The 25,875-nt window shown below is 67.8% G+C and carries 17 protein-coding genes and 2 pseudogenes; 10 read left to right on the forward strand and 9 right to left on the reverse strand.

Annotated features, from left to right (window positions below; translation table 11 throughout):
- From K8V84_RS24580 to K8V84_RS24605, 6 genes and pseudogenes are all read right to left on the reverse strand, one after another.
- Window positions 1-780 (reverse strand): annotated as a pseudogene (locus K8V84_RS24580) (germacradienol/geosmin synthase); the annotation flags it as partial.
- A gap of 38 nt (window positions 781-818) precedes the next feature.
- The gene (locus K8V84_RS24585) at window positions 819-2,111 is read right to left on the reverse strand and encodes a 4-hydroxy-3-methylbut-2-enyl diphosphate reductase (protein WP_304079061.1); all 1,293 of its coding nucleotides are present in this window, start codon (window positions 2,109-2,111) and stop codon (window positions 819-821) included.
- A 28-nt stretch (window positions 2,112-2,139) separates the two neighbouring features.
- Window positions 2,140-3,177, reverse strand: a complete 1,038-nt coding sequence (locus K8V84_RS24590; RefSeq protein ID WP_304079062.1) for a family 2 encapsulin nanocompartment cargo protein polyprenyl transferase — start codon at window positions 3,175-3,177, stop codon at window positions 2,140-2,142.
- A gap of 11 nt (window positions 3,178-3,188) precedes the next feature.
- Window positions 3,189-4,589, reverse strand: a complete 1,401-nt coding sequence (locus tag K8V84_RS24595) for a family 2B encapsulin nanocompartment shell protein (RefSeq protein ID WP_304079063.1) — start codon at window positions 4,587-4,589, stop codon at window positions 3,189-3,191.
- A gap of 697 nt (window positions 4,590-5,286) precedes the next feature.
- Window positions 5,287-6,243, reverse strand: a complete 957-nt coding sequence (locus tag K8V84_RS24600) for an FkbM family methyltransferase (RefSeq protein WP_304079065.1) — start codon at window positions 6,241-6,243, stop codon at window positions 5,287-5,289.
- Window positions 6,244-6,626: 383 nt separating this feature from the next.
- Window positions 6,627-7,388: a GntR family transcriptional regulator gene (locus K8V84_RS24605; protein WP_304079067.1), complete on the reverse strand. Its 762-nt coding sequence runs from the start codon at window positions 7,386-7,388 to the stop codon at window positions 6,627-6,629.
- A 551-nt stretch (window positions 7,389-7,939) separates the two neighbouring features.
- Between K8V84_RS24605 and K8V84_RS24610 the strand changes: the two genes are divergently transcribed.
- The 10 genes from K8V84_RS24610 (at window position 7,940) to K8V84_RS24655 (ending at window position 21,253) form a co-directional block, all read left to right on the forward strand.
- The gene (locus K8V84_RS24610) at window positions 7,940-8,749 is read left to right on the forward strand and encodes an N-acyl homoserine lactonase family protein (RefSeq protein ID WP_304079069.1); all 810 of its coding nucleotides are present in this window, start codon (window positions 7,940-7,942) and stop codon (window positions 8,747-8,749) included.
- Window positions 8,750-8,855: 106 nt separating this feature from the next.
- Window positions 8,856-10,391: a DASS family sodium-coupled anion symporter gene (locus K8V84_RS24615; RefSeq protein WP_304079071.1), complete on the forward strand. Its 1,536-nt coding sequence runs from the start codon at window positions 8,856-8,858 to the stop codon at window positions 10,389-10,391.
- Window positions 10,392-10,657: 266 nt separating this feature from the next.
- A complete protein-coding gene (locus K8V84_RS24620) occupies window positions 10,658-11,476 on the forward strand; it encodes an SDR family NAD(P)-dependent oxidoreductase (protein ID WP_304079073.1) in 819 nt (272 codons plus the stop codon).
- Window positions 11,406-12,452 (forward strand): NAD(P)-dependent oxidoreductase, encoded by a 1,047-nt coding sequence (locus tag K8V84_RS24625; RefSeq protein ID WP_304079074.1) that lies wholly within the window; start codon window positions 11,406-11,408, stop codon window positions 12,450-12,452. Before K8V84_RS24620 ends, K8V84_RS24625 begins: the two co-directional genes overlap by 71 nt.
- A gap of 43 nt (window positions 12,453-12,495) precedes the next feature.
- Window positions 12,496-12,882, forward strand: coding sequence for a cupin domain-containing protein (locus K8V84_RS24630; RefSeq protein WP_304079076.1), 387 nt, complete (start codon window positions 12,496-12,498; stop codon window positions 12,880-12,882).
- Between the two features lie 55 nt (window positions 12,883-12,937).
- On the forward strand, window positions 12,938-13,333 hold the full coding sequence (locus K8V84_RS24635) for a carboxymuconolactone decarboxylase family protein (RefSeq protein ID WP_304079077.1): 396 nt from the start codon (window positions 12,938-12,940) through the stop codon (window positions 13,331-13,333).
- Window positions 13,323-14,276 (forward strand): NAD(P)-dependent oxidoreductase, encoded by a 954-nt coding sequence (locus K8V84_RS24640; protein WP_304079080.1) that lies wholly within the window; start codon window positions 13,323-13,325, stop codon window positions 14,274-14,276. Before K8V84_RS24635 ends, K8V84_RS24640 begins: the two co-directional genes overlap by 11 nt.
- Complete coding sequence (locus K8V84_RS24645; protein WP_304079082.1) at window positions 14,273-15,040, forward strand: carboxymuconolactone decarboxylase family protein; 768 nt, start codon at window positions 14,273-14,275, stop codon at window positions 15,038-15,040. Before K8V84_RS24640 ends, K8V84_RS24645 begins: the two co-directional genes overlap by 4 nt.
- A gap of 553 nt (window positions 15,041-15,593) precedes the next feature.
- Window positions 15,594-17,954: a penicillin acylase family protein gene (locus K8V84_RS24650; protein ID WP_304079084.1), complete on the forward strand. Its 2,361-nt coding sequence runs from the start codon at window positions 15,594-15,596 to the stop codon at window positions 17,952-17,954.
- A gap of 464 nt (window positions 17,955-18,418) precedes the next feature.
- Window positions 18,419-21,253 carry a LuxR family transcriptional regulator gene (locus tag K8V84_RS24655; RefSeq protein ID WP_304079086.1) on the forward strand — a complete coding sequence of 945 codons (2,835 nt, stop codon included), beginning with the start codon at window positions 18,419-18,421 and terminating at the stop codon, window positions 21,251-21,253.
- Here the strand turns inward: K8V84_RS24655 and K8V84_RS24660 are convergent.
- From K8V84_RS24660 to K8V84_RS25940, 3 genes and pseudogenes are all read right to left on the reverse strand, one after another.
- Window positions 21,178-21,939, reverse strand: coding sequence for a thioesterase II family protein (locus K8V84_RS24660; protein ID WP_304079088.1), 762 nt, complete (start codon window positions 21,937-21,939; stop codon window positions 21,178-21,180). The two genes, K8V84_RS24655 and K8V84_RS24660, sit on opposite strands and share 76 nt — an antisense overlap.
- A complete protein-coding gene (locus K8V84_RS24665; protein WP_304079089.1) occupies window positions 21,936-24,437 on the reverse strand; it encodes a type I polyketide synthase in 2,502 nt (833 codons plus the stop codon). Before K8V84_RS24665 ends, K8V84_RS24660 begins: the two co-directional genes overlap by 4 nt.
- 129 nt (window positions 24,438-24,566) lie before the next feature.
- Window positions 24,567-25,868 (reverse strand): annotated as a pseudogene (locus K8V84_RS25940) (polyketide synthase dehydratase domain-containing protein); the annotation flags it as partial.
- Between the last annotated feature and the right edge of the window lie 7 nt (window positions 25,869-25,875).

A 25,875-nucleotide genomic window follows, 5' to 3' on the forward strand; every position in this document is an offset into this window, starting at 1 on the left:
GTGGCCGAAGAACCGTTCGAACACGAGCACCGCGTTGGAGTTCTCTCCCTCCTCCTGAACCTCGCGCTGGTAGGAGAAAAGGTCGTTGCGCAGGTGCACCGCGTCGGAGAAGGTGTCGGAGAGCACCCGCAGGGGGCGGGACTCGGCGACCGCCTCCGGGAGTTCGGCGCCCACGGCGACCTCCACGAGGTTGGCCGACCACGGCGCCCCGCCGACCCTGCGCCTCATCTGGATGTACTCGATGGGGTTGGCGACCCGGTCCCGGTCGATGTTGTCCAGCTCCCACATGGACTCGACCATGAGGTTGTGCGTGCTGGTGACGAAGCGCCGCCGCCAGTCGTCCGACATCGACGGCACAGTGCGCCGCCACAGGTCGGCCAGACCGGCCTCGGCCGGGTTCCGGGGTGCGCGCGGACCACCCCCGTCCTCGGTCATGAAGGTTTCGAGGTCGTCGAGGAAGGTCTGTGCCCCCGTGAAGTCGCGGGAGTACTTGAACAGTTCGAGGAAGTAGTCGTCGAAGAAGAACACCCACACGTACCAGTCGGTGATCAGGTCCAACATGGGACCGTCACAGTCCGGGTGGGTGTAGGCGCACATCAGCGCGTAGTCCATCCCGGCCAGGGTGGCCTCGTCCCAGACCAGGCCGCCACCGGGCGCGGCGGAGTCGAGCATGCCCATGCCCCGGGCCCACCCCGCACTGTGTTCGCGGGTGCGCTCCAGGTGGGGGTTGAGCCGGGCGGGGTGCGGCAGGTAGAAGTCGGGCAGGTCGAACGCTTGCATGGGAACGCCTGTTCTGGTCGGTGGTCCTGTGGTCGGGCTCAGGGTGTGCGGACGGAGAGAGGCAGGGTGAAGTGCACCGTCTCGCGGGTGGTCTCGTGTTCGGAGACGCCGATGGGGCCCAGCCCGCCCAGAGCGCCGACGACCGCCTCCACCAGGTGGTGGGGCGCCGAGGCGCCGGCGGTGAGACCGATCGTGGTCACTCCGGTGAGCCAGTGGGGGCGAATGTCCGCGGCGTCGTCGATGAGGTGGGCCGGGGTTCCGACCCGCTCGGACAGCTCCACCAGTCGTAGGGAATTGGAGGAGTTGGTCGAACCCACGACGAGGACGAGGTCGGCGTCCAGGGCGATCGCCCTCAACGCCTCCTGTCGGTTGGTGGTGGCGTAACAGATGTCGTCGGAGCCGGGGCCGCGCAACATGGGGAATCGGGTGCGCAGGGCGTCGATCACCTCGGCGGTCTCGTCCGCGGCCAGAGTGGTCTGGGTGAGGTAGGAGACCTTGTCGGGGTCGGCCACTTCCAGACGGGCGACGTCCTCGGGGGTCTCGACCAGCATGGTCCGGTCCGGGGCCTCGCCCATGGTCCCTTCGACCTCCTCGTGCCCGGCGTGCCCCACCAGCACGATGGTGTCGCCGCGATCGGCGAAGCGACGGGCCTCGTGGTGCACCTTGCCCACCAGCGGGCAGGTCGCGTCGATCACGTCCAGTCCTCGACGCTCCGCCTCGGTGCGGACCGCCGGGGAGACCCCGTGCGCGGAGAACACGACCGTGGCACCGTCGGGTACGGCGTCGAGTTCCTCCACGAACACCGCCCCCCTTCCCTCCAGTTCGGCGACCACGTGGCTGTTGTGCACGATCTGTTTACGGACGTGGATCGGGCCGCCCCGCTGTTCCAGCGCCCGCTCCACGATCTCGACGGCGCGGTCCACGCCCGCGCAGAACGAACGCGGCGCGGCGAGCAGGACCTCGCGGGGGCGGGCGACCTCCAGCCACGCGTGCAGGGCCGCTCGGGCCGAGGCCGGGCCCCGGTCGCCACGCGCCGCGGCCGCTCCCAGACCCACCACACCCGGGCCCGTCGTTCCGTCGGTGGCCCGAAGGAACGCCGCCGAGCCGAGGGCCGCCCGCTCCGGGCCGGCCCGCCACGGCCCGGTCCGGAGCGGGCCGCGCACGGTGCGCGCGCCCCGTCGCCGGATCTCACCGTCGAGCAGGACGGCGGCGGGGCAGGGGACACTCGGCAGTCCTTGGCACCGCAGTTCGTCGGCGACCATAACCGTGTCCGGCTCCAACCGTTCGACGGTGTGCGCATTGGTCGTACGGGGCGATTTCGTAGTGGACATCCTGCTCTTCCTGTCGATGGGAGCCGTGTCAGTGATCGCGGCGCGTGGCGAAACGGGCGAGGGCCCCGAGCTCCTCGGCGGGACGTCGGACCAGGTCCGCGTCCCGGAGCTCACCCATCGCACGCTCCATCAGGTCGTCGGCCTGGCGGCGGCTCCACTCACGCCCCCCGGCGGCCTCCACCAACTCCGCGGCCCGAGCGAGTTCGACGTCGGAGAGCTCCCGCTCCCGGAAGTAGAGCCCGGCCAGCTCCCGCCCCGCGGAGGTGTCCGACGTCAGGGCCGCCACCACGGGCAGGGACTTCTTACGGCTACGCAGATCCGAGTGGATCGACTTGCCGGTGGTCTCCGGACTCCCCCAGATACCGAGGAGGTCGTCGACGTGTTGGAAGGCCGTCCCGAAGGCCAGGCCGAGGCGGCGCAACGGCTCCGCCTTGTCGGGTGCGCCACCGAAGAGGGCGCCCAACGCGCAGGCGCAGCCGAGCAGCGCCCCGGTCTTGAGTTCGGCCATCCGGACGCATTCGGCGAGGCCGACGTCGTCGCGGGTCTCGAAGTCCAGGTCCGCGACCTGGCCGTTGATCAGGTCCAGGACGGCGGCGCTGAGCATCCGCACCCCGTCCTGGGCCGCCGGGTGACCGCCGGCGGCGAGAACGTCCAAGGCCAAGGTCTGGAGGGCGTCCCCGGCCAGGATCGTGGGATTGGCCCCGAACACGGTCCAGGCCGCGGGGCGGTGCCGGCGTGTGGTGTCGCCGTCCATGATGTCGTCGTGCAGGAGGGAGAAGTTGTGGACCAACTCCACGGCCACCGCCGCGGACACCCCCGAGCCGGAAGACCCGCCCACCGCCTCCGCGGCCAACAGTGACAGCGTGGGCCGGATCGCCTTCCCCGAGTCGTCGTCGCTCGGCACGCCGTTCTCATCGCACCAACCGAAGTGGTAGCCGACGATGCGGCGGATCGCGGAGGGCAGACCGTCGACGGCGGCGCGCAGGGCGGGGTCGATCAGCTCACGACTGCGGGCCAGGACCTCATGTGGTCGGTGACCTTCCGTGGTGTCCTCGATGGTGGTCATGGGTGTACTCCTCATCGCGTGATGTCGACGTTCTCCAGGACCCCCAGCGCGTCCGGCACCAGGACGGCGGCGGAGTGGTAGGTGCTGACGAGGTAGGAGACGACCGCCCGGTCGTCGATCCCCATGTACCGGACGTTGAGGCCGGGTTCGTACTCGTCGGGCAGACCGGTCCGGCGCAGGCCGACGACGCCCTGGGCGTCCTTGCCGGTACGCATGGCCAGGATGGACGTGGTCCGGTGCGCGGAGACGGGGATCTTGTCGCAGGGCAGGAGGGGCACGTTCCGCCAGGCCATCACCGGGTGCCCCTCGACCTCGGTGGAGTCCGGGTGCAGGCCGCGACGGTTGCACTCGCGGCCGAACGCCGCGATGGCGCGCGGGTGGGCCAGGAGGTACCTGGTCTTCCGGCGGCGGGAGATCAGTTCGTCGAGGTCGTCGGGGGTGGGCGGTCCCCCTCGGGTGTGGATGCGTTGTCGCAGTGCGGCGTTGTGCAGCAGGCCGAAGTCGCGGTTGTTGATCAGCTCGTGCTCCTGCCGCTCGCGCAACGCCTCGATGGTGAGCCGGAGCTGCTGCTCCATCTGATCCATCGGTTCGTTGTAGAGGTCGGCCACCCGGCTGTGCACCCGCAGCACCGTCTGCGCCACGCTCAGCTCGTACTCACGGGGTTCACGCTCATAGTCCACGAACGTGCCCGGCAGTGCCCTCTCACCGGTGTGCCCGGAGGCGAGGTCGATCTCCGACTCGCCCCACTTGTTGTGGGGTCCCGGGGCCAGGGAGCGGTCCCGAACGTGTGCGCGCAGCGGTTCGGACGCGGTGATCGCCCGTTCGACCGCCTCCCGAGGCAGTCTCATGACGATGCACGGAGTGTTGGCCATGATCGTGAAGGCCCAGGGCTCCGAGGTGTCGGCGAGTACGTCGTCGCCGAAGAACCCGCCGTCACCCACCACATCCAGCACGATGTCGTCGCCGTACTTGCCCCGACCGATCCGGTTCACCTTGCCGTGCGCCAGGACGTACACCCCGTCCATGGGCCGCCCGGCCTCGACGATCAGGTCGCCGGGCGCGAACTCGCGCTGTTCGAAGCGGCCGGCCAACGCCTCCAACACCGCGTCGTCACCGAACCCGCGCAGCGCGGGCAACTCCCGCAGCTCCGCCGGCACCACACTCACCTCGGCACCGGTGTTCACACAGGTCACGTGCCCATCACCGACCGTGTAGGTCAGCCGACGGTTCACCCGGTACACACCACCCCGCGCCTGCACCCACGGGAGCATCCGCAGCAGCCAGCGCGAGGTCACACCCTGCATCTGCGGGGCGGACTTCGTGGTCGTCGCCAGGTTTCGTGCCGCCGACGTCCCCAGACTCGACTGCCGGCCCTCCAGGGACAAGGGACTCGACTCGACCGTTTCAGTCACAGAACACCACCATTTCCAAACGGAATCATCACAGGCGTGCCCGGGGCGACGAAAGGTTCGATTCGCCGAACCGCGCAACGACCGGGACCAACAACACCAAAGGCATCACAGGGCCGCAGCGAAAATGGAAATATTCCATAAGACACTGGAATCATGACATTCGGAAAGTCGTACCCGTGACACCTCACGCCACACCCTCAACGAGACCGAACACGCTGTTCACCTGGCACGAAACACCACCACGAACCATGACAGACCCCACCGAACCACAGTGACCGAAAAGCCCAAAAATAAATAAAAGCCACCATCTTCGACATCCCCTTTATCCAGAGAACGCACACCATTCCCCTTTTCGGGCCAACCAGAAAATCATCGAGAACATACCTGAAAAGGCACCGCACCGACGAAGAACCGGGAGCCTTTCATGCGGCCGGACAGGTCACCGACGTTCAGGGGGCCGAGGGGAATCGAATATTCCTCACGAATAGATCGGTGAGCTTGTCCGGCACGATCGATCCCCGCTTCCGGAGCGTGGGTGCGAACGATCGGATCCGGTGGAAGCGCTCGACCACGACTCGCTCGACGCGTGTGAAACCACCCGGGAGAAACGGCCGGACCGACATGGCGCAGGACCTACGCCCACAGCGTCCCCGATGATCGAGCGCTCCTCGAAAGGCCCCTGTTCGCAGGGGTTTTCTCATGCCCTGAGCACGGACGGCGGCACGCAGGTCTGCAGGGCACGGCGCCAGGCACGGGTGTCCGCCCAGAAAGCGTCGGACGGTGTTTGGGGGGCGAAGAGCCACATGCGCTGGTCGGCCTCGGCGATCCGGCCGTCGATCACAGCGCGGGCCGGTGAGGGCACCTCGTCCCCCAGTTGGTACCAGCCGTAGTCGAGCGGTCGAAGCAGCCTCATGAGACGTTTCTCGACACCGCGCCCCGGCAGAACCTCGCAGAGGACCCAGGGGCGGAACGCGCGCAGCGCCTCGATACCGCCCGCGATGACCTCCGGTTCGGTGGTCTCGGTGTCGATCTTGACCACGGCCGGGACGGTGCCGGTGCGCTCACACCAGCGGGACAGCGTGTCCACCCGCACCTCGATCCGTTCGGCCGCGGGACGAAACCCCGTCGCCAGTGAGTTCGAGGCGTCCGAGGTGGAGGAGAGGGTGAAGGAGGCCCGCCCGAGCCGGTCTCCCAGCGCACACTCCACCACCGCGATCGGAAGTCCGTTGGCCGTGGCCAGTTCCCGCGCGGTGGCCGCGACCCGCGGAGTGGGTTCGAAGGCGTGCACCGGGCGCGTGCCGCGCGCGGCCGCGAGCAGGCCGTACACGCCCACGTTCGCGCCGATGTCGAGGACCGCGCCCGGGCCGGCGTGATCCAGGGCGGCGAGGAAACAGGCCAGGGTCTCGGGTTCGAACCCGGCCAGTCCCTCCCGTTGGAGTTCACGCGGGACCCAGAGTCCGCCCGGCACGGTGAAGGAGAGCGTCTCCGGCTCCGCGTCGGTGTCGCCCTCACGGATGGGGAGCGCCAGCTCGAAACGGCGTTCTTCCCCGAACGACTCGATCCCGCCGAAACCCCGCGGGAGTCCGCCGCGGACGCTCCGCACCGTCTCCCGTAGCGCCGGGTGGCGTCGCACGAAGTCACGAATCCGGTTCACGAGCACAGGACCTCCCGAAGTCTGGGCCTCTCGACCACGGGGGATGTGCGCGGTGCCGTGCGGCCTCCGCGGGCCCCACTATGCCTCCGCGCGGCTCCGGTCGGCGTCCATGACACGAGGTTTTCGCGCGCTGCTCACCGGCGCGTCGTTCCTCATCCGCTCCGGGGCCGGCCTCCTCCTCACGCACGGCGCGCGTCAGGCCTCGACGGAACCTCCACCTTGCAACGGATGGTCGCAATCCCCGCACCCCCGACAAGACCCACAGGGGTCCGGTCCTCCATCGACCGCTGCGCCGCATCGGCGCCGGTGGCGTGGCCATCGGCATACGCCCCGCCCACTTGGTGGCCGGGGCGCGTCCGCGGTCGACACCCGCCGAACCCGCTCTACTGTCCCCGACGTAGTCCGGGCACGCTCGGCACCGGGGTGCCCAGACCTTCCAAGCCGGCGCGTTTGGCCTGTTCGACGTGGTAGCCGCACGCGCGAGCCGCCGCTTCGGCGTTACGTGCCTCGATCGCGCTCATGACGGCGTGCAGCTCGTCCCGGGCGGCGGTGAGCCGGCCGGGACGGCCGAGCGACGTCGCCCTCAGGAGACTGATCCTGGCCTGGAGGCCCTTGAGCGTTTCGTGCACCGCACGGTTGCCGCACCCGCTCAGGAGCGTCTCGTAGAACACGTCCTTCGCCCGGAGCACGTCCAGCGTGCTGCCTCCTTCGGAGATGAGCACGTCCAGCCGGTCCAGCGCCGCGCGCAGCTTCGCCACCTGGGTGTCGGAGGCCCTCTCCACGAACTTGCGGGCGGCCAGGCTCTCCAGCGCCGCGCGCAGTTCGTACATCTCCAGGGCGTCCTGGGGGGTGGGCACCACGACGACGACACCGCGCTGGGGAATGCTCTGGAGCAACCCCTCCGAGGTCAGTTCGCGCAGGGCCTCCCGGATCGTGGTCCTGGAGACCTCGAACCGTTCGATCAACTCGCGCTCGATGAGGCGCTGACCCGGTTTGTAGTGGAAGTTCAGGATGGAGTCGCGGATGAGGCCGACCACCTGTGCGCGCAACGGCGTCCCCGACCTCCCCTGACGCGCGGTCGGGGTCGGTTCGGCGACCACTCCGGGTTCGACCATCTCCGTGTTGTTCTCTCTCGCTGCCGCCACGGTCCCACCGTAGGACACATTCGTCATACAAACAACGCGATCCGTCGCGCACGGGACACGGCCCACTCGGCCTCCTCTCCATGCCCGACGCGGCTCGTCGGTACCCGCCCTGGCGAGGGGATCGACGAACGGGCGAACCGACGCCGGGAGACCTCCCACCTCCCCGTGAACAGGACGATCCTCCGTCATCGCTCCCGCTGGATCATCATACAAAATCCGATCTTCTCAATTACCCCAAGAGCCCCATCCGACCCATCGCCCCAGCGACGCGGCACCGGAGCGAGACCACCGCCATGCCGCCGGCGAAGCCCATCCAGATCACACGCACAACCGCCGTGAGATGGCCTTTCCCTATCTCTCCAGGGTGTCGTCGCCCCCTTCGGACTCCGAAGCGCCACGGCGGCCCCCGCCCAGGGCGGCCTCTGCCGGGGCCGAACGCGAGCCGAGACAGGATGATCCCACGGGGGCTTGTTTGTATGACAATTCTGAAATACCGTCTTACCGTCCGAGTGACGCACGGCACACGTTGTGCACGGTGAAGGGAGCGGTGTGTGCTGAACACGAGAGGTGCCCCACCCCGCCTGGAGGTCCTGGCGGTCAGGTACGGGGAGTTCACGACCCTCAAGAGCGAGCTGTTCCACGACTTCACGGCCTATGGAGAGCCCGACGACGAGGTCACCATGGACTACTACTTCTGGGTCGTCCGCGGCGAGGGGCGCACACTCCTCGTGGACACGGGGTTCACCCCGGAGGCGGCCCGGAGCAGGAACCGGACCTGCCTGATCCACCCGGTCGAGGCCGCCCACGCCGTGGGCCTGACCCCGGAGTCCGTCCCACAAGTACTCGTCACGCACTTCCACTACGACCACATCGGGAACCTGGGGGCCTTCCCCCGGGCCGAGGTCCTCGTCAGCGAGCGTGAGTACGAGTACTGGACCTTCGCGCTCAGGACGGGCACCGCCACCTGCGGCGCGATCGAACCGGGCGAGATCTCCGCGGTCGAGGACGCGCACCGATCCGGACGCGTGCGGCTGCTGCCGGACCGGACCGAGATCATGCCCGGCGTCACGGCGCTGACGGTGGGCGGGCACACCCCCGGCCAACTGGTCGTGGTGGTGGAGGCCGAGAACGGCTCGGTGATCCTCGCCTCCGACGCGGTGCACCTCGACGAGGAGCTGGAGAAGGACCGGGCGTTCGCCGTCTTCACCGACCTGGACGACATGTACCGGGCCTACGGAACCCTGCGCGACCTCTCCGCCGAACTGGACGCCCGCATCGTGCCGGGCCATGAACCCCGGGTCACCTCCCGCCACCCTCCGGCCCCCGAATACCCCGGCGGAACGGCCCACCGCCTCCTGTGACCCATACGTGGCCCGATGCTCCGGCCACGACCGGAGCACACGACCCCGAACATCGACCCACCCCTGGAACGGAACCGCCGGGCCAGGATCCTGGAGGAAGCACCCCATGCAAGAGACAACGGACCAGGCGAAGCCCGTCCAGGATTCGGAGAGTCCCGAGGCGCCCGTCGAGAAACGCAGTACGGTCCGGCGCAAGTTCCTCGGCCTCGTGCTGGGAGTCGTCGCCGCCATCGCGACCTTCTACGCCCTTCCGGCGGACATGCCCGAGGCCGCGCGCGCCACCACGACGGTGGCCGTGGTGATGGCGGTGTGGTGGATGACCGAGGCGATTCCGATCGCCGCCACCTCGCTACTGCCCATCGTGCTGTTCCCGGTGCTCGGTGTCACGGACACTTCGAGCGCGGCCAGTCCCTACGCGGCGGAGGTGGTCTTCCTCCTCCTGGGCGGCTACATGCTGGGGCAGGCCATGCAGCGCTGGACCCTGCACCGACGACTGGCCCTGCTCGTCATCCTGGGCGTGGGCACCAACCCCGTGAAGCTCGTCGCGGGCTTCATGCTGGTCACCGCCTTCATCAGCCTCTGGGTATCCAACGCCGCCTCGACCGTCATGATGCTGCCGATCGGTTTGTCGGTGCTGATGATGGTCAGGCAGATGAGCGGCGGCAAGATCGAGTCGAACTTCGGCTGCGCGCTGATGCTCGGCATCGCCTACGCGGCCACCATCGGCGGGATGGCCAGCATCGTCTCCACGCCGCCCAACGCGCTGCTGATCGGCTACCTGGCCGACAGCCACGACATCCACATCACCTTCCTCGACTGGTTCACCTTCGGTTTCCCCATCGCCGCGGTCTTCCTCTTCCTGGCCTGGATCATCCTCACCCGCGTGGTCTTCCCCATCAGGGTCAGAAAGGTCGAGGGCAGCAAGGAGGCCATCCGGGAGGACCTGCGTTCCATGGGGCCGCTCGCCGCCGGTGAGTGGGCGGTCATCGCGATCTTCGTCTTCGCCGCCTTCTCCTGGGTGGCGGTCCCCCTGCTGGCCGACTCGGCCCTGATCGGAAACGCGCTGCCCTGGCTGGCCCACGTCACCGACGCGGGCATCGCCATGACGGTGGCCCTGCTCCTCTTCCTGGTCCCGGTGAAGCCGGGGAAGGGGGTCAAGGTCCTGGACTGGGGCTCCACGAAGGAGATCCCCTGGGGCATGCTGCTCCTGGTCGGCGGCGGGCTCAGTCTGTCCGCGCAGATCACCGAGAGCGGTCTCGCGGACTGGATCGGCGATCAGGCCACGGTCCTTTCGATGTTGCCCGCCCTGGCCGTCATCCTCGCGATCGGTGTGACCATCTCCCTACTGACCGAGCTGACCAGCAACACAGCGGCCGCGGCGACGTTCATTCCCCTCTTCGGCGGCATCGCGATCGGGCTGGACCTGCCCGTGCTGCTGCTCGTGCTCCCCGCGGTGCTCACCACCCAGATGGCCTTCATGCTGCCTGTCGCCACTCCGCCGAACGCCATGGCGTTCGGCACCGGATACGTGACCATGGGCCAGCTCATTCGCGGGGGCGCCCTGCTCAACCTGCTGGGACTGGTTCTGATGACCGTCGCCATGTACACGCTCGCGGGCTGGGTGTTCGGGTTCACGTTCTAGCCGAGAACCGGCCCCCTACCGGCACGTGGACATCACAGGACTCCTGTTTTGTATGACGACCGATACTCGGTTGATCCCCTCGATCAGGAACCCTGGAGACCCATAAGAGCTGAGAGAACAGACAAGAGAACCTTCGAAAGACCGACGCAAAGCGTTGATTTGTCCGAATTTTTTGTCATACGATCTACCGCAAGCGCGCGGGTCCACCATCCCGAACGCTCGAAGACACGGCCGCCCGGCCATCGAGAGGAACCAGGATCCACGACATGGAACGCACAGCACTGCGCGGCAAGGTCGCCGTGGTCACCGGAGGCGGGAACGGGATCGGAGCCGCGAGCGCACGGCGCCTGTCCGCGGACGGGGCCCGAGTCGTGGTCGTCGACATCGACGGGGAAGCGGCCGCGGCCGTGGCGGAATCCCTCCCCGGTGAGGCGGTCGCGGTCACCGCCGACGTGGCCGAGGAAGCGGACGTCGACACCTACGTCCGCGCCGCCGTGGACGCCTTCGGCCACATTGACCTGCACCACCTCAACGCCGGGATCTTCGGCACCTTCGAGGCCCTGCCCGACATCACCGTCGAGGACTTCGACCGGGTGTCCGCGGTGAACCTGCGTGGGCCGTTCCTCGGGCTGCGGGCCGCGTTCCGCCGCTACGCAGAACAGGGCACCGGTGGGGCGATCGTTCTCACCGCCTCCATCGCGAGTCTGCGCGGCAGCGCGGACCTGCTTCCCTACCAGGCCACGAAGCACGGTGTGGTGGGGCTGGTCCACGGGGCCGCGATGTACGGCGCCCCTCGGGGCGTACGGGTCAACGGCGTCGCCCCCGGCCTGGTCCCCACCGGACTGTTCGACTCCGCCGGTTCCTCGTCGGGCACCGGTTCGGACATGGCGCAGCGCGCCACGACCACCCCGATGCGCCGGATGGGGACCGTCGACGAGATCGCCGGGACCATCGCCTTCCTCATGGGCGAGGACTCCGGATACGTGACGGGGGAGATCATCGCCGCGGACGGCGGTGCGTCGGCGGTCAACACGGTCCGTCCCTCCGGCGGGGCCGGGGCCTGGACCCCCGAGAACCCCTCATGACCCATCGAGGACACGCGGACCCGACGCCGGGCGAGCACAGCACAGCAACAGGGAGGCAGAGGACATGACGGCACAACGGATCGGCTTCGTCGGTCTCGGGAACATGGGCGGCCGCATCGCCAGGCGCATCACGCAGGCCGGGCACCGCGTCCTGGGGCACGACCCGCGTCCGGGTGCGGCGGAGGCGGCGGGCACCGAGCCGACGTCCTCGGTCGCCGAGGTGGTGCGAGGCTCCGACGTGGTCCTGCTGTCACTGCCTGACAGCACGGCCGTGGAAACGGTCGTCCTCGGCCCGGACGGCGTGAAGGAGCACGGCCGCGAGGGGCAGACCGTCGTCGACCTGAGCACCGCCGCGCCCGAGTCCACCCGTCGGCTGCACGGTCTCCTGGCCGCCGAAGGAGTCGAGTACCTGGACGCCGGGGTGTCCGGGGGCGCCGCCGCGGCCGACAAGGGTGCGCTGACCATCATGGCCGGGGGCTCGCGAACACGGATCGCCGAACTGGCCTGGCTCTTCGAAACCTTCGCCGCCAAGGTGCACCCGATGGGCCCCAGCGGGGCGGGACACACCACCAAGCTCCTGAACAACTTCCTGAACGCGGTCAGTCTCGCCGCCACCGCCGAGGTCATGGTCGCCGGACGCAAGGCGGGCCTGGACCTGTCCGACCTGCTCGACGTGATCAACACGAGCAGCGGGGTGAACTTCGCCAGCCTCAACCGCTTCCCCCGAATCATCGAGGGCGACTACCTGGAGGGGGGTCTGACCAGCCGACTGATGATGAAGGACATCGTCCTCTACGTCGACCACATCAGGGAACTCGGGGTTCCCAGCCTCAACGCCTCCGGCCCCATGTCGTCCTTCGGCCTGGCTCTCGGCACCGGTTACGGAGACCGGATCAGCAACCGCGTGGTCGACGCCATCGGCGACGTCGCGGGCGGTGTGCGCCTGCACGAGGAGAGCGAGGAGTCGGCCGTATGAGAACACGGCGGACCTCTACCGACCTACCCAGGGAGTACACATCGTGAGAATCATCCGAGGCCGCGCTCCCGGAGCCGCCTCAGAACAGCGCACGGAGACGTTCACGGGGACCGTGTGGGCCGATCCGGTCCTGCCGGCCTCCGACGGCGTCACGGTGAACAACGTCTTCTTCACCCCGTGCGCCAGGACGCACTGGCACCACCACGAGCACGGTCAGCTGCTGCACGTCACCGCCGGGAGCGGCCTGATCTGCTCCGAGGGCGGAGAGCCGGAGGCCATCAGGGCCGGAGACAGCGTCTGGGTGCCGGCGGGAGAGACCCACTGGCACGGCGGTTCGCCGGACTCGTACATGTTGCACCTGGCGATCTCGCTGGGGACCACGCACTGGTCGGTGCCTGTCACCGACGCCGAGTACCGGGCGTCGAGTTGACGTCCCGGCGGACCGACGGCGAGATCGAGACGGACAGTTCTGGAACGGGGACGAGATGAGCAGCGAGAACACCAACGAGCGCTTCGAGGCGGGCCTGCGGAACCGGAAGGAGGTCCTGGGCGCCGAGCACGTGGAGAGGTCCCTGGCCGGTGTCACCGAGTTCTCCCGACCGGTTCAGGAGTTCGTCACCGAGTACTGCTGGGGCGGGGTCTGGGACCGTCCGGGGCTCGACCGCAGGACGCGCAGCCTGCTCAACCTGGGGATGTTGACCGCGCTCAACCGCATGCACGAGCTGTCGGTACACGTGCGGGGCGCCCTCACCAACGGCTGCACGGAGGAGGAGATCCAGGAGACCCTGCTCCAGACCGCGGTGTACGTCGGAGTTCCCGCGGCCCTGGAGTCCTTCCGCGTGGCCGAAAAGGTCCTTCGGGAGGTGCGCGGTGACGCGTGAGACTTCGGGCTCGGACACGACCGGGCCGGTCAGGGAGGTCGCCTTCGTCGGCCTGGGTCGCATGGGCGCCCCCATGGCCCGGCTCCTGTCCGAAGCGGGGTACCGGGTACGCGGCTTCGACGCCTCAGGGCCGACCGACATCCCGGGGGTAGGGAACGCGGCGACCGCGGCCGAGGCCGCGACCGGCGCGGACGTCATCATCCTGATGCTGCCCGACTCCACCGTGGTCGAGTCCGTACTCCGTGAGGCGGGCGTCCTGGACGCCCTCGCGCCCGGGACCGTCCTGCTGGACATGGGGTCCTCCGAGCCCGGGCGCACGCGTGTGCTGGGCCCGGAGGTCGCCGGACGCGACGCGGCGATGGTGGACGCCCCGGTCTCGGGCGGTGTGCGCGGTGCCCGGGCGGGGACCTTGACCATCATGGTCGGCGGCGACGACGGGTCGGTGGCGCGGGTGCGCCCCCTACTGGAGGTTCTCGGTCGTCAGGTACGGCACGTGGGGCCGGCCGGTGCCGGACACGCGCTCAAGGCCATCAACAACCTGCTGTCCGCGACGCACCTGCTGGTCACGTCCGAAGCTCTCCTGGCGGGGGCCGAGTTCGGTCTGGACACCGAGGTCATGCTGGAGGCCATCAACACCTCCAGTGGGAGAAGCGGCTCGACCGAGCGCAAGTGGCCGGACTTCGTGGTGGGGCGCGGTTTCGACTCGGGTTTCGGCCTGCGCCTGATGCTCAAGGACATGCGGATCGCCACCGGCCTGGCCGCCTCGACCGGGCACCGGTCGGAGCTGGGCGAGGAGGCGGTCCGGTTGTGGGCGCGCGCGGCCGAGGAGCTGCCCGCCGACGCGGACCACACCGAGATCGTGCGCTGGCTGGAACAGCGCGAGGACGACACGAACGGATCCACCGACACGGCTCACCCCGGCCGGGAACAGGACGAGAAGTGACGCTCAGCCGGCGACGACAAGAGGTGAAGGACGAGTTCGTCCGCGTGCGCGGAACGTGGAGCCAGGCGTGGGAGAGCGTGCTACGACTCGATCCCGAGTTCCTCGCGGCCTACCTGGACCTGTCCACCGTCGCGTCGCGCAAGGGACACCTGGAACCGAAGGTCCGGGAGTTCGTGTTCATCGCGGCCGACGCGTCCGCGACACACCTGTACACCCCCGGTATCCGCCAACACGTGCGTACCGCGTTGGAGGTCGGAGCGACCGAGGCCGAGATCATGGAGGTCCTGGAGCTGACCAGCACCCTGGGCATCCACGCGGCCAACATCGGGGTGCCGATCCTCCTTGAGGTGTTGGAGGAGGCCGGGCTGCGGGACGGCCCCGCGCCCCTCGATGACAGACGCACCCGGTTGAAGGAGGACTTCACCGCGAAGCGGGGCTACTGGCACGACTTCTGGGACGGCATCCTGGAACTCGACCCGGAGTTGTTCGAGAGCTACCTTCGCTTCTCGTCCGTGCCCTGGACCAACGGCGTCCTCGAACCCAAGGTCAAGGAACTGGTCTACTGCGCGTTCGACGCCTCGGCCACCCACCTGTACCAGCCCGGCCTGAAACTGCACATGCGCAACGCCATCGGTCACGGGGCGACGGCCGAAGAGATCATGGAGGTCCTGGAGATCGTGAGCGTGATCGGTATCCACGCCGCGACGGAGGGCGCCCCGATTCTCGTGGAGGAAGCGGCCGCCCACCGGAGTGCGAAGGGCTAGACCCCGCCCTCGGTCGGGAGCGGCCCGGTAGGAGACGAGTGCCGCGGCACAAGAACGGGAATCCCGGGACCTCGTGTTCCGGGATTCCCGTCGCCGGCGCCGACGCCCGCCGGCGACCGAGTCCTCCGGGCCCGATCGAGCGACGTCGTTCTCCGCTGTGGAGGGACCGTGGCCCCATGGGCGCGCGACCTGGGATGAGTGCGACGACGAACGCGTGATTCCCGATCCCATAATGAAACCCTTTCACCTTCAGGCACATCCGTAACCACCGCTCGGCCATTCACAACGAGAAGGACCGGAGATCGAGAGCCGCACCACCCCTATTGGTATCAACAAAAAGACTGGGGGCAGACAGGGGTACCCCTTATTGCACCAGATGGGAAATACTTCCTTCCGGCAAGGGTTCGGGCTCGGCTGACCCCCGGACTCGGTACCGCGGCCGAGATCCCCCCTCGCGCCCCGCTCCGGGTTCACCGAGACGCTCTCGCCGAAGATCGGCCGGCTCTCCGATCGCATCGCGTCCCCCGCACCGTGAGCTTCCGAAAGGCCGTACATGAGCAATATCGAGAAACCCGCCTGGGCGCTGCTCGCTTCCGCCACCTTGACTTTCGCGCTCATCGCCGCGGACGCGTCGGCGCAGCCCACGGAGCAGCGAACGTACGAGCTTCCCGGTCTCACGGACGATGTGCGCATCGCGGTCGACTCGGCGGGGGTCCCGCACATCTACGCGGACAGCACCGCCGACCTCTTCTTCGCCCAGGGCGTGAACGCCGCCCGGGACCGGCTCTTCCAGCTCGACCTCCAGCGGAGGCAGGGACTGGGGGAGCTTTCCGAGGCCTTCGGAGCGGAATACCTGGAACACGACAAAGCCGCCAGGACCTTCATGTTCCGCGGAGATATGGACGCGGAATGGGAGAGTTACGGCCCCGGTGCGCGCGAGGCCGCCGAACGATTCACGGAAGGCGTCAACGCCTACGTGGGACTGATCGAGGAGCACCCCGAAAAGGCGCCCCCCGAGTTCCAGGAGCTCGGTTACTCGCCGGCCCTGTGGGAACCCGAGGACATCGTCCGCATCCGAAGCAACAGCCTCGGTGGCAATTTCACCGGTGAGGTCACCCGGTCACTGTTCGCATGCGCCCAGGACCTCGACTTCGGAGGGGTCGTGACCGGCTCGGAACCCGAGCACGAGGTCACGATTCCCGACGGGCTGGACCCGTGCTCGGTCTCCCCCGACGTCCTGACACCGTTCATCCTCGCGGTGAGCCCGGTCTCCCTCGGAGAGGAGGGGGCACCGGCCTTCGACGTCCAGGACGAAACACTGCGACGCATGCTCGAAGCCGAGGGAAGCAACAGCTGGACCATCGCCCCGGAGCGTACGTCCACCGGCCGCCCCATCCTCGCCGGCGACCCGCACCGGTCCATCCAGGCTCCGTCCCTTCGGTACGTCGTTCATCTGTCCGGACCGGAGTTCGACGTGATCGGCGCGGGCGAACCGTTCCTGCCCGGCATCTCCATGGGCCACAACGGGACCGCGGCGTTCGGTCTCACCTTTCTCAACGCCGACCAGCAGGACCTCTACGTCTACGACCTCGATCCGCAGGATTCCTCCCGCTACCGTTACGGCGACGGTTGGGAGACCATGACCACGGTCACCGAGGAGATCCCCACCGGCGAGGGAGATTCCGAACGGGTGGACCTGCGGTTCACCCGGCACGGGCCGGTCCTCCACCTCGACGAGGAGAGCGGAACGGCACTGGCCCTGCGCAGCACGTGGTCGGAACCGGGGACTGCGGCCTACTTCCACGGCATGCGGTTGCTCGACACGGAGGACTTCGACGACTTCGAGGACTCCCTGTCCTCGTGGGCCGGTCCGCCGGTGAACTACACGTACGCCGACACCGACGGCGACATCGGCTGGGCGACCGCGGGTCTGATCCCCCGACGCGACGGCCACGACGGGCTCCTCCCCGTCCCCGGAGACGGCGGTTACGAATGGGACGGTTTCCTCGACCCCGATGACCTGCCGTCGAGTCTCAACCCCGAGGAGGGTTTCCTGTCCACGGCGAACGAACGCAACGTTCCCCTGGATCTGGGCATCGGGTACGAGTGGGACCCGGGCTACCGGCAGGAACGCATCGTGGAGGAGTTGGAGGGTCGGACCTCCACGACCCTCACCGACTCGATGGCCCTGCAGAACGACCACCTGGACACCTCCGCGCGGGACGTCCTGCCCCTGCTCGACGGCCTGGAGGCCGAGGGGGACGTCGGGGCGGCCCTCAGGATCCTCCGGGAATGGGACCACGTCGCTTCCAGCGGTTCGGCGGGCGCGGCCCTGTACCAGACCTGGGTGAGTCGACACCTGGGGCCGACCTTCTACCGCGAGGTCTCCCCCGTGCTGGGAGAAACCCTCACCTCGACCATGAATTCGGGCGCGCTCTACCGGGCGCTCCAGGAACCCGAGCGGTGGCTCGGCGAAGGGGCGGAGGACGAGCTGGGCCGGATCCTGACGGACTCCCTGGGCGAGGCCTTCGCCGATGTGAGCTCCTCCTTGGGAACGGACCCCGACCAATGGAGGTGGGGCTCGTTGCACAACACGAGCTTCGCCCACCCTTGGAACCCACCGATCGGTCCGTTCGAGCGGGCGGGGGCCGAACACACCGTCGACAGCTCCACCTTCGACGCGGCCGATCACTCCCAGTTGTCGGGGGCCTCGTTCCGGATGGTGCTCGACGTCGGAGAGTGGGACTCATCGGTCATGGTGAACGCCCCGGGGCAGTCCGGGGACACGCGCAGCCCCCACTATCGTGACCAGGTCGACGACCTGCTCGACGGTTCCTATTCCCCGCTCCTGTACACCGAGGGCGCGGTGGACGAGGACACGGTGCTGGAGATCATCCTCCGTTCCGACGGCTGAGGGAGCGCCCACCGGGGGCGCCGGTCCGGGTCGACGCCCGGTCCGGCGCCCCCGGTGCATGCGTGCCGCAGGGCCCGGTCGGGCACGTCGTCGACCCCCCACCACATACGAGCGATCTCGAAGAATTCTCAACTTTCATCGAGTAAATACCCACTCAATCATCTCGTTAATTGTTGAACCATAAACGACCACTCTTCGAAATTACTCAGCTACACCCCGAACTCGAACTCAAACCTTAAGTGAATTTAAGGTTGGTTCTCGAACTTCACCGCCGCCACCACTGGATATTGGCGGAAGCAACATTTACGATCCCAAGATAGCAGTCCCCCGCACACGAGGGCCCTACCCAGCCAAGGGACCTCAATAGAAACTGATACCCGGTGCCAAAATTACCCTGAGCCATCACTGACCCGGAAGCCCATCACACAAGGAAATTCCACTCAACATACCCCTAAGGAAAACCCGTGAAGCCAGCGAATCTTGCCGAACGCGAACAAGCGAAAGAATCCTTGGAATTCGCCTTGACCGAAGCCAAGGCGGGAAGATCTTCGTTTTTCATAATCGAAGGTGGAACCGGAACGGGGAAAACAGAACTCGTTCGCTTCGCCTCCGACTTGGCAACCTGCGCTCACATACCCCACCTCTGGGCGACCAACTCGACGATCAACGCGGCATCACCGTTCGGGGTGATACAGCAACTTCTCCTGCACCCCTTCGCCGATGACCGGATCGACCCCGAGACGAGGGAAGAACTCACCTCGGTGGGGAACGCGATCGCGTCGGTCACCCAGCAGGACCCGGACTGCTCCCAGCTTCCCTCCTCCCTCAGTGAGCGGCTCAGGCAGGCCCTCACCAAAGCGGCGCACGTCTCACCGTTCCTGGTGACGGTCGAGGACATCCACAACGCCGACCCGGCCTCGCTGAAGTTGCTCCAACGGATCATCTGCGAATGGCGCGGTGGCGGCCTGGTCGTGCTGCTCAGCCAGTCTCACCACTTTCCGCCGGTGGACCCCCTGTTCCACGTCGAAACGATCCGCTCGCCGTTGTACCGACGGATCCGCACCCGCCCCCTGTCCAAGACCGGCGTCCGCCAGACCCTCGTCGACCATCTCGGCGGGACCATCACCGACCGGTTGGCCACCGAGTACACCGAAGCGACCGGAGGCAACCCGCTGTTGCTGCGTTGCCTCATGGAAGACGCCAAGAACTCCGGTGAGGGGACCGACGTGCTCTTGCCCGGCCGCGAGTACCGGCAGTCGGTCCTGGCCTGTCTGCGCACGTGCGACCCGCACACGGCCCGGGTCGCGGAGGCCGCGGCGGTCCTCTCCACGTCGGCAAGGCTCAGGTCGGCGGCCCCGCTGCTGCTGAGATACATGTTCACGGAGGGGCAGAGCAGCACGGAAATGGCGCTGAGCGCCCTCCAGGAAATGGGGATCCTCGACGATCGTTGCCACTTCCGGTTGCCCACGGCCATGAACACGGTTCTCGACGGCGTGGCGCCCGAGCGTTACCGCGGCCTCAGGATCCGCGCCGTTCACACCATGCACCTGAGCGGATCCAACAAGGAGCACCCCTCGGTGGTCAACAGGATCCTCGGGCAGTCCACGACGGGCTCTTGGACCGTGGAACTGCTCAAGGACGCCGCGACCGAGGACCTGGCACAGAACGAGACCAGCAGTGCCATCGCACACCTGGAGCTGGCCTTGGAGTCCTGCGATGACAGGGCGGAGAAGTCCAGGATCACCATGGCGCTCACCCAGGCGAGGTGGCGGATCGATCCGTTGACCGCGACCCAGCACCTGAACTGCCTGATCGACTCCTTCTACGAGGGCATCCTCCGTGTCACCGATTCGGTGGACCTCATGCAGGCGCTGATCTGGCACGGCAGGGGCCGGGAGGTCCTGGAGATGATCCAGCACCTTCTCCGCACCGGGGAGTACCGCCGGCGGCTCGAGTTCCTCTCCAAGTGCCGGCCACTGGTCAACCTCCAACCCTCCCTCCAAGAGGTGCTGGAGGCCGAGGGGGCCGACGACACCTCGCTGTACGAAGCCGTCTCGACCAGCCGACTCTCCCGAGCGGACTCCGTGCTGAACAGCCTGTTCACCGGAGACTCGCCGGAAGAGGCCGTCAACACCGCCGAACAATTCCTGCGGACCTCGCATCTGGCCGACTCCACGTTCATGACCACCGAGGCGGCTCTTCTCGTCCTCGTCTACTCCGGAAGTCTCACGAACGCCCGCCACGCCTGCGAGGTGTTGCTCGCCCAGGCCGCCGACCGCGACGTCCCCCTCTGGAACGCGGTGTTCTCCGCACACCGCGGTGAGATCGCCCTGCGACAGGGCGACCCGGTCACGGCGGAATCCCTCGCCCGTGAGGCCCTGAACACTCTGCCCTCCCGCAGCTGGGGGGTGGCCATCGGAGCGCCCCTGGGCACCCTTCTCCTGAGCACCACCCGCCTCGGCAGACTCGACGAGGCCACGTCCCTCCTCCAGTACGAACCGCCCGAAGCCATGTACTCGAGCAGGTACGGCCTGGGTTACCTCATAGCGCGGGGCAGGTACCACCTGGCCTCCGGGAGCGCCTCCGTCGCCCTGACCGACTTCAAGCACTGCGAACGACTGATCCGTCAGTGGGGCCTGGACTTCCCCGGGTTCCACGACTGGCGTTCGGCGACCGCGGAGGCGCTCATCGACCTGGGTCGGCCGGACGAGGCGAGGGCCTACCTCGACGAACAGCGTGAACTGCTCTGTCAGAAGGACCACAGGGGCAGGGCCGAGGCCTTGTTGCTGTGGTCCCGTACCGAACCCGTCCAGAACCGTCCGGCGCTGCTCAACCAGGCGATCGACCTGTTCCGCGTGGCCAATGACGACCTCGCCCTGGGCCGGGCCCTGCTCGAACTCGGACACACCTTCGAGTCCCTCGGCGAGGTCAAGAAGGCCCAGCGGCTCAAGGAACGAGCCGACCGCCTCGTAGCGAAGGTCCGCTCCAACGCGGCACCGGTCGACCACCCGGGCCCCCACGAGCCCGTTCCCGCCGAATGTCTGACCAAGTCGGAGCGCAGGGTGGCCGAACTCGCGGCGCAGGGGCAGAGCAACCGAGAGATCTCCCGGAACCTGTTCATCACCATCAGCACCGTCGAGCAGCACCTCACGCAGGTCTACAGGAAGCTGAACGTGAAGAACCGGCTGGCCCTCCCCTCCGTGATCGCCGAGACCGCGCCCGTTCACACCTCCGCGGTGCCCAACCCGTCCATAGACCCAAGGCGGGTCCTGAATTCCTCGGCCGTCAACGCCGGGTGATCGGTCGGATAGAAATGCCCACCCGGCATGTGGACCAACTCGAAACCGGATTCCGTTAGATCACGCCAACCCAAGAGGTCGGCCTCCCTCACACGGCTGTCGTCGTCACCCACGAAGCCGACGACAGGACAGGTCAGCGGGGGGCCGGGAGTGTAGACGTAGGTTTCGGCCGCCTTGTAGTCCCCCCGGATCGCGGGCATCAAGGTGTCCAGGAGTTCCTTGTCATCCAGCAACGAGGTGTCGGTCCCGCTCAAACGACGCAGTTCGGCGATGATCCCTTCGTCGTCCAACAGATGGATGTCGTGGGTGCGATGATCACTCGGCGCGCACCTCGCCGACGCCCAGAGCGCGGCGGGACCGACGCCCGCCTGCTCCAACCGCCGTGCCACCTCGAAGGCCACGGTGGCCCCGAGACTGTGGCCGAAGAACACCGTGGGCTTCGAATCCCTCGGGTGGAGCTCTTCGACCAGCTCCTTGGCCAGGATCTCGACGTTCTCACGCACCGGTTCCCGGCGACGGTCCTGGCGCCCCGGGTACTGCACGACGAACACCTCCACTTCGGGGGCGAGCAGTCGGGACAACGTGAAGAAGTAACTGGCGGATCCCCCCGCGTGGGGGAAGATCACCATTCGGACGGGGGCCTCGGGGGCGGGGTGGAACCCCCGTAGCCACAAATCGGCTCTCATTCGCACTCCTTGCTGATCCAGTCGTCGATGGCGAGGGCGGTCTCCGCCGAGTACTCCTCCATGATCGAGAAGTGGGTTCCACGGACGTCGACCACGTCGTGGGGGTGCTCCCACGAGGAGTGCCAGTTCTCTCCGTGGTTCCTCTCCGCCTCCGGTGTGAGCGGTTCCGAGGCCCTGACGAGCAGCGTCGGACACTTCGTGGGTTCCGCTCCCCACGACCCGAACATCTTCAGGTACCAGCCCATGGCCGTGAGGCGGTCCTCGGAGAGGGAGACGAAGACCCCCTCCCGATCGTGCATTCCGTCCATGAGGGCCAAGCCGAACTTGGCGAGGATGTCGTTCTGCGGGGTGTAGGTGTCGACCAGGACGACACCCGCGACCCGGGACCCGGTCCGTTCCAGGTAGGCCGCCACGGAGTTCGCGAACCAGCCCCCCGCGGACGAGCCCAGGAGGATCGGCGCTCGACCCTTGGCGTCGCTTCGGACGGCTTCACCGAGCAGTTCGATCACCGCGGAGATCTCCTCGGGAAGGGACTCCCCGTCCTCGAAACCGGGGCAGGGGAACGCCATGAAGTCACGCGATCCACGAAGCCCCGCGGCGAACCTGGCGTAGCCCTGGATACCGGCCAGGGCCAGGCAGGAGGAGAATCCGTACACGGGGGCACGGTCACCCGGACCTTGAGCGAGCGGTACGGGCCGTGTCTCCGGACCGTCCTGGGCACCGGAGAACGAGTCGCGCAGGGCGGCGGCCGCGTGCAGGAACTCGAAGGCCTTCTCCCACTTGCCGACCTTGGTCGCCTCGGCGTAGAGCGATATGACGGTGGACGACCCGTCGTCACCGCCACTTCGACGGGGTCGACGTTCATCGGGTTCAGCGGTGACGCGCCCCAACAGGTCTTCGGACAGTTCCAGCGGTGTGCCGTGGTCGAAGACCAGTGTGGACGGAAGCCGGAGCCCCAACACCTGTTGGAGACGGTTGCGCAGGTCCACCGCGGACAACGAGTCGAAGCCGGCGTCCACCAGGGAGTACTCCGGTGAGACGTCCTCCGGCAGGTGTCCGAGCACCGCGGCCACCTGGGAACGGACCAGCGAGAGCAGCGCGGATCGTCGCGCTTCTTCGTCCATGGACGCCAACCGGGTCGGGAAGTCCGTTTCCCTTCCTTCGTCGACGCTGTTGTCGACCACCCGCATCGGCGGTCGCACCATGCCCCGCAGCAGCCGGGGAACCGACGGGGATTCGTGGTTCTCCCTCACCGAACGAAAATCCACGCGAAGCGGGACGGTCAGGGGACGAAGCGAGCGAAGAGCGGTGTCGAACAGCTTCAGGCCCTCCTCCACGGAGAGCGCGACCAGCCCGGTGCGCGAGGTCAGTTCGTCACCGTCCGCGTTCGTGTTCGCGGCCATACCGTCGCCCTCCCACGGGCCCCAGGCCAGGGAGAAGGCGGGTGTGCCCTCGGCTCGAATCCGCACGGCCAACGCGTCCAACGCGGAGTTGGCGGCCGCGTAGTTGGACTGGCCCGCACCCCCGAAGATCCCCGCCGCGGAGGAGAAACAGACGAACGCGTCCAGGTTCGAGTCGCGGGTGAGTTCCCACAGGTACAGGGCACCCAGTGCTTTGGGGCGCAGAACCCTTTCGAGCCGTTCGGGGGTCAGGGAGGTGATGATGCCGTCGTCCAGCATCCCGGCGAGGTGCACTACGGCACTGATCGGACGGTCCGGGTCGACCGTCGCGACCACCCGGGCGAGGTCCTCCCTGTCACCGACGTCGCAGGCCTCCAACCGCACGTCGACTCCGGCGTCGCCCAGCTCTTCGCGCAACTCCGTGGCTCCGGGCGCCTCAGGCCCCCTCCTGCTGAGCAGGAGGAGGTCGCGCACCCCGTAGGCGTCGGCCAGGTGACGGACCACCGCGCGTCCCAACGCTCCGGTGGCGCCCGTGACCAGGACGGTTCCACCGGCCCTCGGTTCGGGACCCGTGTCGGCGAGGTCGTCCGGGCCCTCCAGACGTTCCAGCACCGGACGCAGGGGGGTGCCCGAACGCAGGGCCACGGTGGGCTCCTCGCCCGATCCGACGGACGTGAGCATGTCGAGGGACCCTTCCGAACCGTCGATGTCCACGAGGGTGAAGGCCCCCGGGTGCTCACTCTGCGCCGAGCGGACCAGGCCGTGGAGCGCGGCTCCGGCGACATCGGTGAGCTCACCGTCACCGGTGTCGACGGCCCCCGAGGTGAGGACGATCAGTCGGGTGCCGAAAAGGTGACGAGCCGCCGTCCAGGAACGCACCAGGGAAAGACCCTCCGTGGTGGTCCCGACGACATCGTCGGGACCCCGACCGGCCAGGGAGCCCTGGGCGACCACGGCCAAGTCCGGTGCGGCACCGCCCGCCCGAAGCGAGTCGTCCAGGGAGTCCAGGTCGGCGTGGGCCTCGGTCCGCACTCCCAACCCGGAGAGCGTGTCGGACAGGCCGGACTCGTCCGGTCCGATGACGGCGACCCTGGACACGGTGTTCTCCGGTGTCTCGGTTCGTGTCCAGGACAAGCCGTACAACGGCCCACCACCCGACACCAACCCACCAGCCGGCCGCAACACCAACTCATCGACCGACAACACCACCCCACCCGAACCATCCACCAACTCCACCGAAACCGCACCACCACCCACCAACACCACACGCGCCAACACACTCGCCGCACCCGAAGCGAACACCCGCACACCCGACCAGGAAAACGGCAACAACCCCGACCGCAAACCCGGCAAATCCACAAACGACAACACATGCAAAACCGCATCCAACAACGCCGGATGCACCACATGATCACCAGCACGATCCCGCCACCCACGCGGCAACGCCACCTCAGCGATCACCTCACCCTCAGACACCCCACGCCACGCCCGCCGCAACCCACGAAACGCAGGACCATAACCAAAACCCCCCTCCGACAACCGCTCATACAACCCATCCACCGGCAACACCTCAGCACCCTCAGGCACCGAAACACCACCACCACCAACCCCACCGACAACCCCCAAAACCCCCACCGCATGAGCACTCCACCCAGCACCCTCATCACCCACCAACCGCGAATACACCGCCACCCGCGGCCCATCCGCCACACCCCGATCCACCACCACCTGCAACTCGACCTCACCCCGAGGCGGCAACACCAACGGCTGCTGCAACGTCAACTCGGCAACACCCGACAACCCCGACCGCAACGCCGCATGCAACGCCAAATCCAAAAACGCCGTCCCCGGCAACAACACCTGACCACCCACCGCGTGATCGGCCAACCACCCATGCGAGGACAACGACACCCGACCACTCCACACCGACACCCCACCCTCGGCCAGCTCCACCACATCCGAAAGCAGACCACCACCACCGGAGTCCAACCAGAACCGCTCACGCTGAAACGCATACGTCGGCAACCCCACCGGCACACGCTCCACACCCACCGAAGCGAAGAACCCGCCCCAATCCACATCCACCCCATGCACCCACAAATCCGCGGCCGCCCCCACCACGGACTCCTCCTCACCACGCCCCCGACGCAGCGCACCCACCAACACCACGTCATCCACAGCGACCCCCTCGGCCGCCACACACTCACCCACCACCGACACCAAACCCGCGTCCGGCCCCACCTCCACGAACCGCGACACACCCTCCCTCACCATCGACCGCACACCATCGGCGAAACGCACCGTCCCACGCACATGACGCACCCAGTACTCAGGCGAGGACAACTCCTCCCCCACCACCACACGCCCCGACACGTTCGACACCACCGAACACCGAGGAACCCCGAACGAAACCCCCTCCAACACCTCACGGAACTCCGCCAACATCGGCTCCATCAACGCCGAATGAAACGCATGACTGACCCGCAAACGCCGAACCCGACACCCCTGACCGGCCAGAACACCCACCACACGCTCC

It is taken from the genome of Nocardiopsis listeri, from assembly GCF_020741345.1.
Classification (GTDB): Bacteria; Actinomycetota; Actinomycetes; order Streptosporangiales; family Streptosporangiaceae; genus Nocardiopsis; species Nocardiopsis listeri_A.

Excerpts from the sequence above, each read along its gene's own strand:
- K8V84_RS24585 (WP_304079061.1), bottom strand. The coding sequence starts at position 2,111 with ATGTCCACTACGAAATCGCCCCGTACGACCAATGCGCACACCGTCGAA.
- K8V84_RS24615 (WP_304079071.1), top strand. The coding sequence starts at position 8,856 with ATGCAAGAGACAACGGACCAGGCGAAGCCCGTCCAGGATTCGGAGAGT.
- K8V84_RS24650 (WP_304079084.1), top strand. The coding sequence starts at position 15,594 with ATGAGCAATATCGAGAAACCCGCCTGGGCGCTGCTCGCTTCCGCCACC.
- K8V84_RS24635 (WP_304079077.1), top strand. The coding sequence starts at position 12,938 with ATGAGCAGCGAGAACACCAACGAGCGCTTCGAGGCGGGCCTGCGGAAC.
- K8V84_RS24590 (WP_304079062.1), bottom strand. The coding sequence starts at position 3,177 with ATGACCACCATCGAGGACACCACGGAAGGTCACCGACCACATGAGGTC.
- K8V84_RS24660 (WP_304079088.1), bottom strand. The coding sequence starts at position 21,939 with ATGAGAGCCGATTTGTGGCTACGGGGGTTCCACCCCGCCCCCGAGGCC.
- K8V84_RS24620 (WP_304079073.1), top strand. The coding sequence starts at position 10,658 with ATGGAACGCACAGCACTGCGCGGCAAGGTCGCCGTGGTCACCGGAGGC.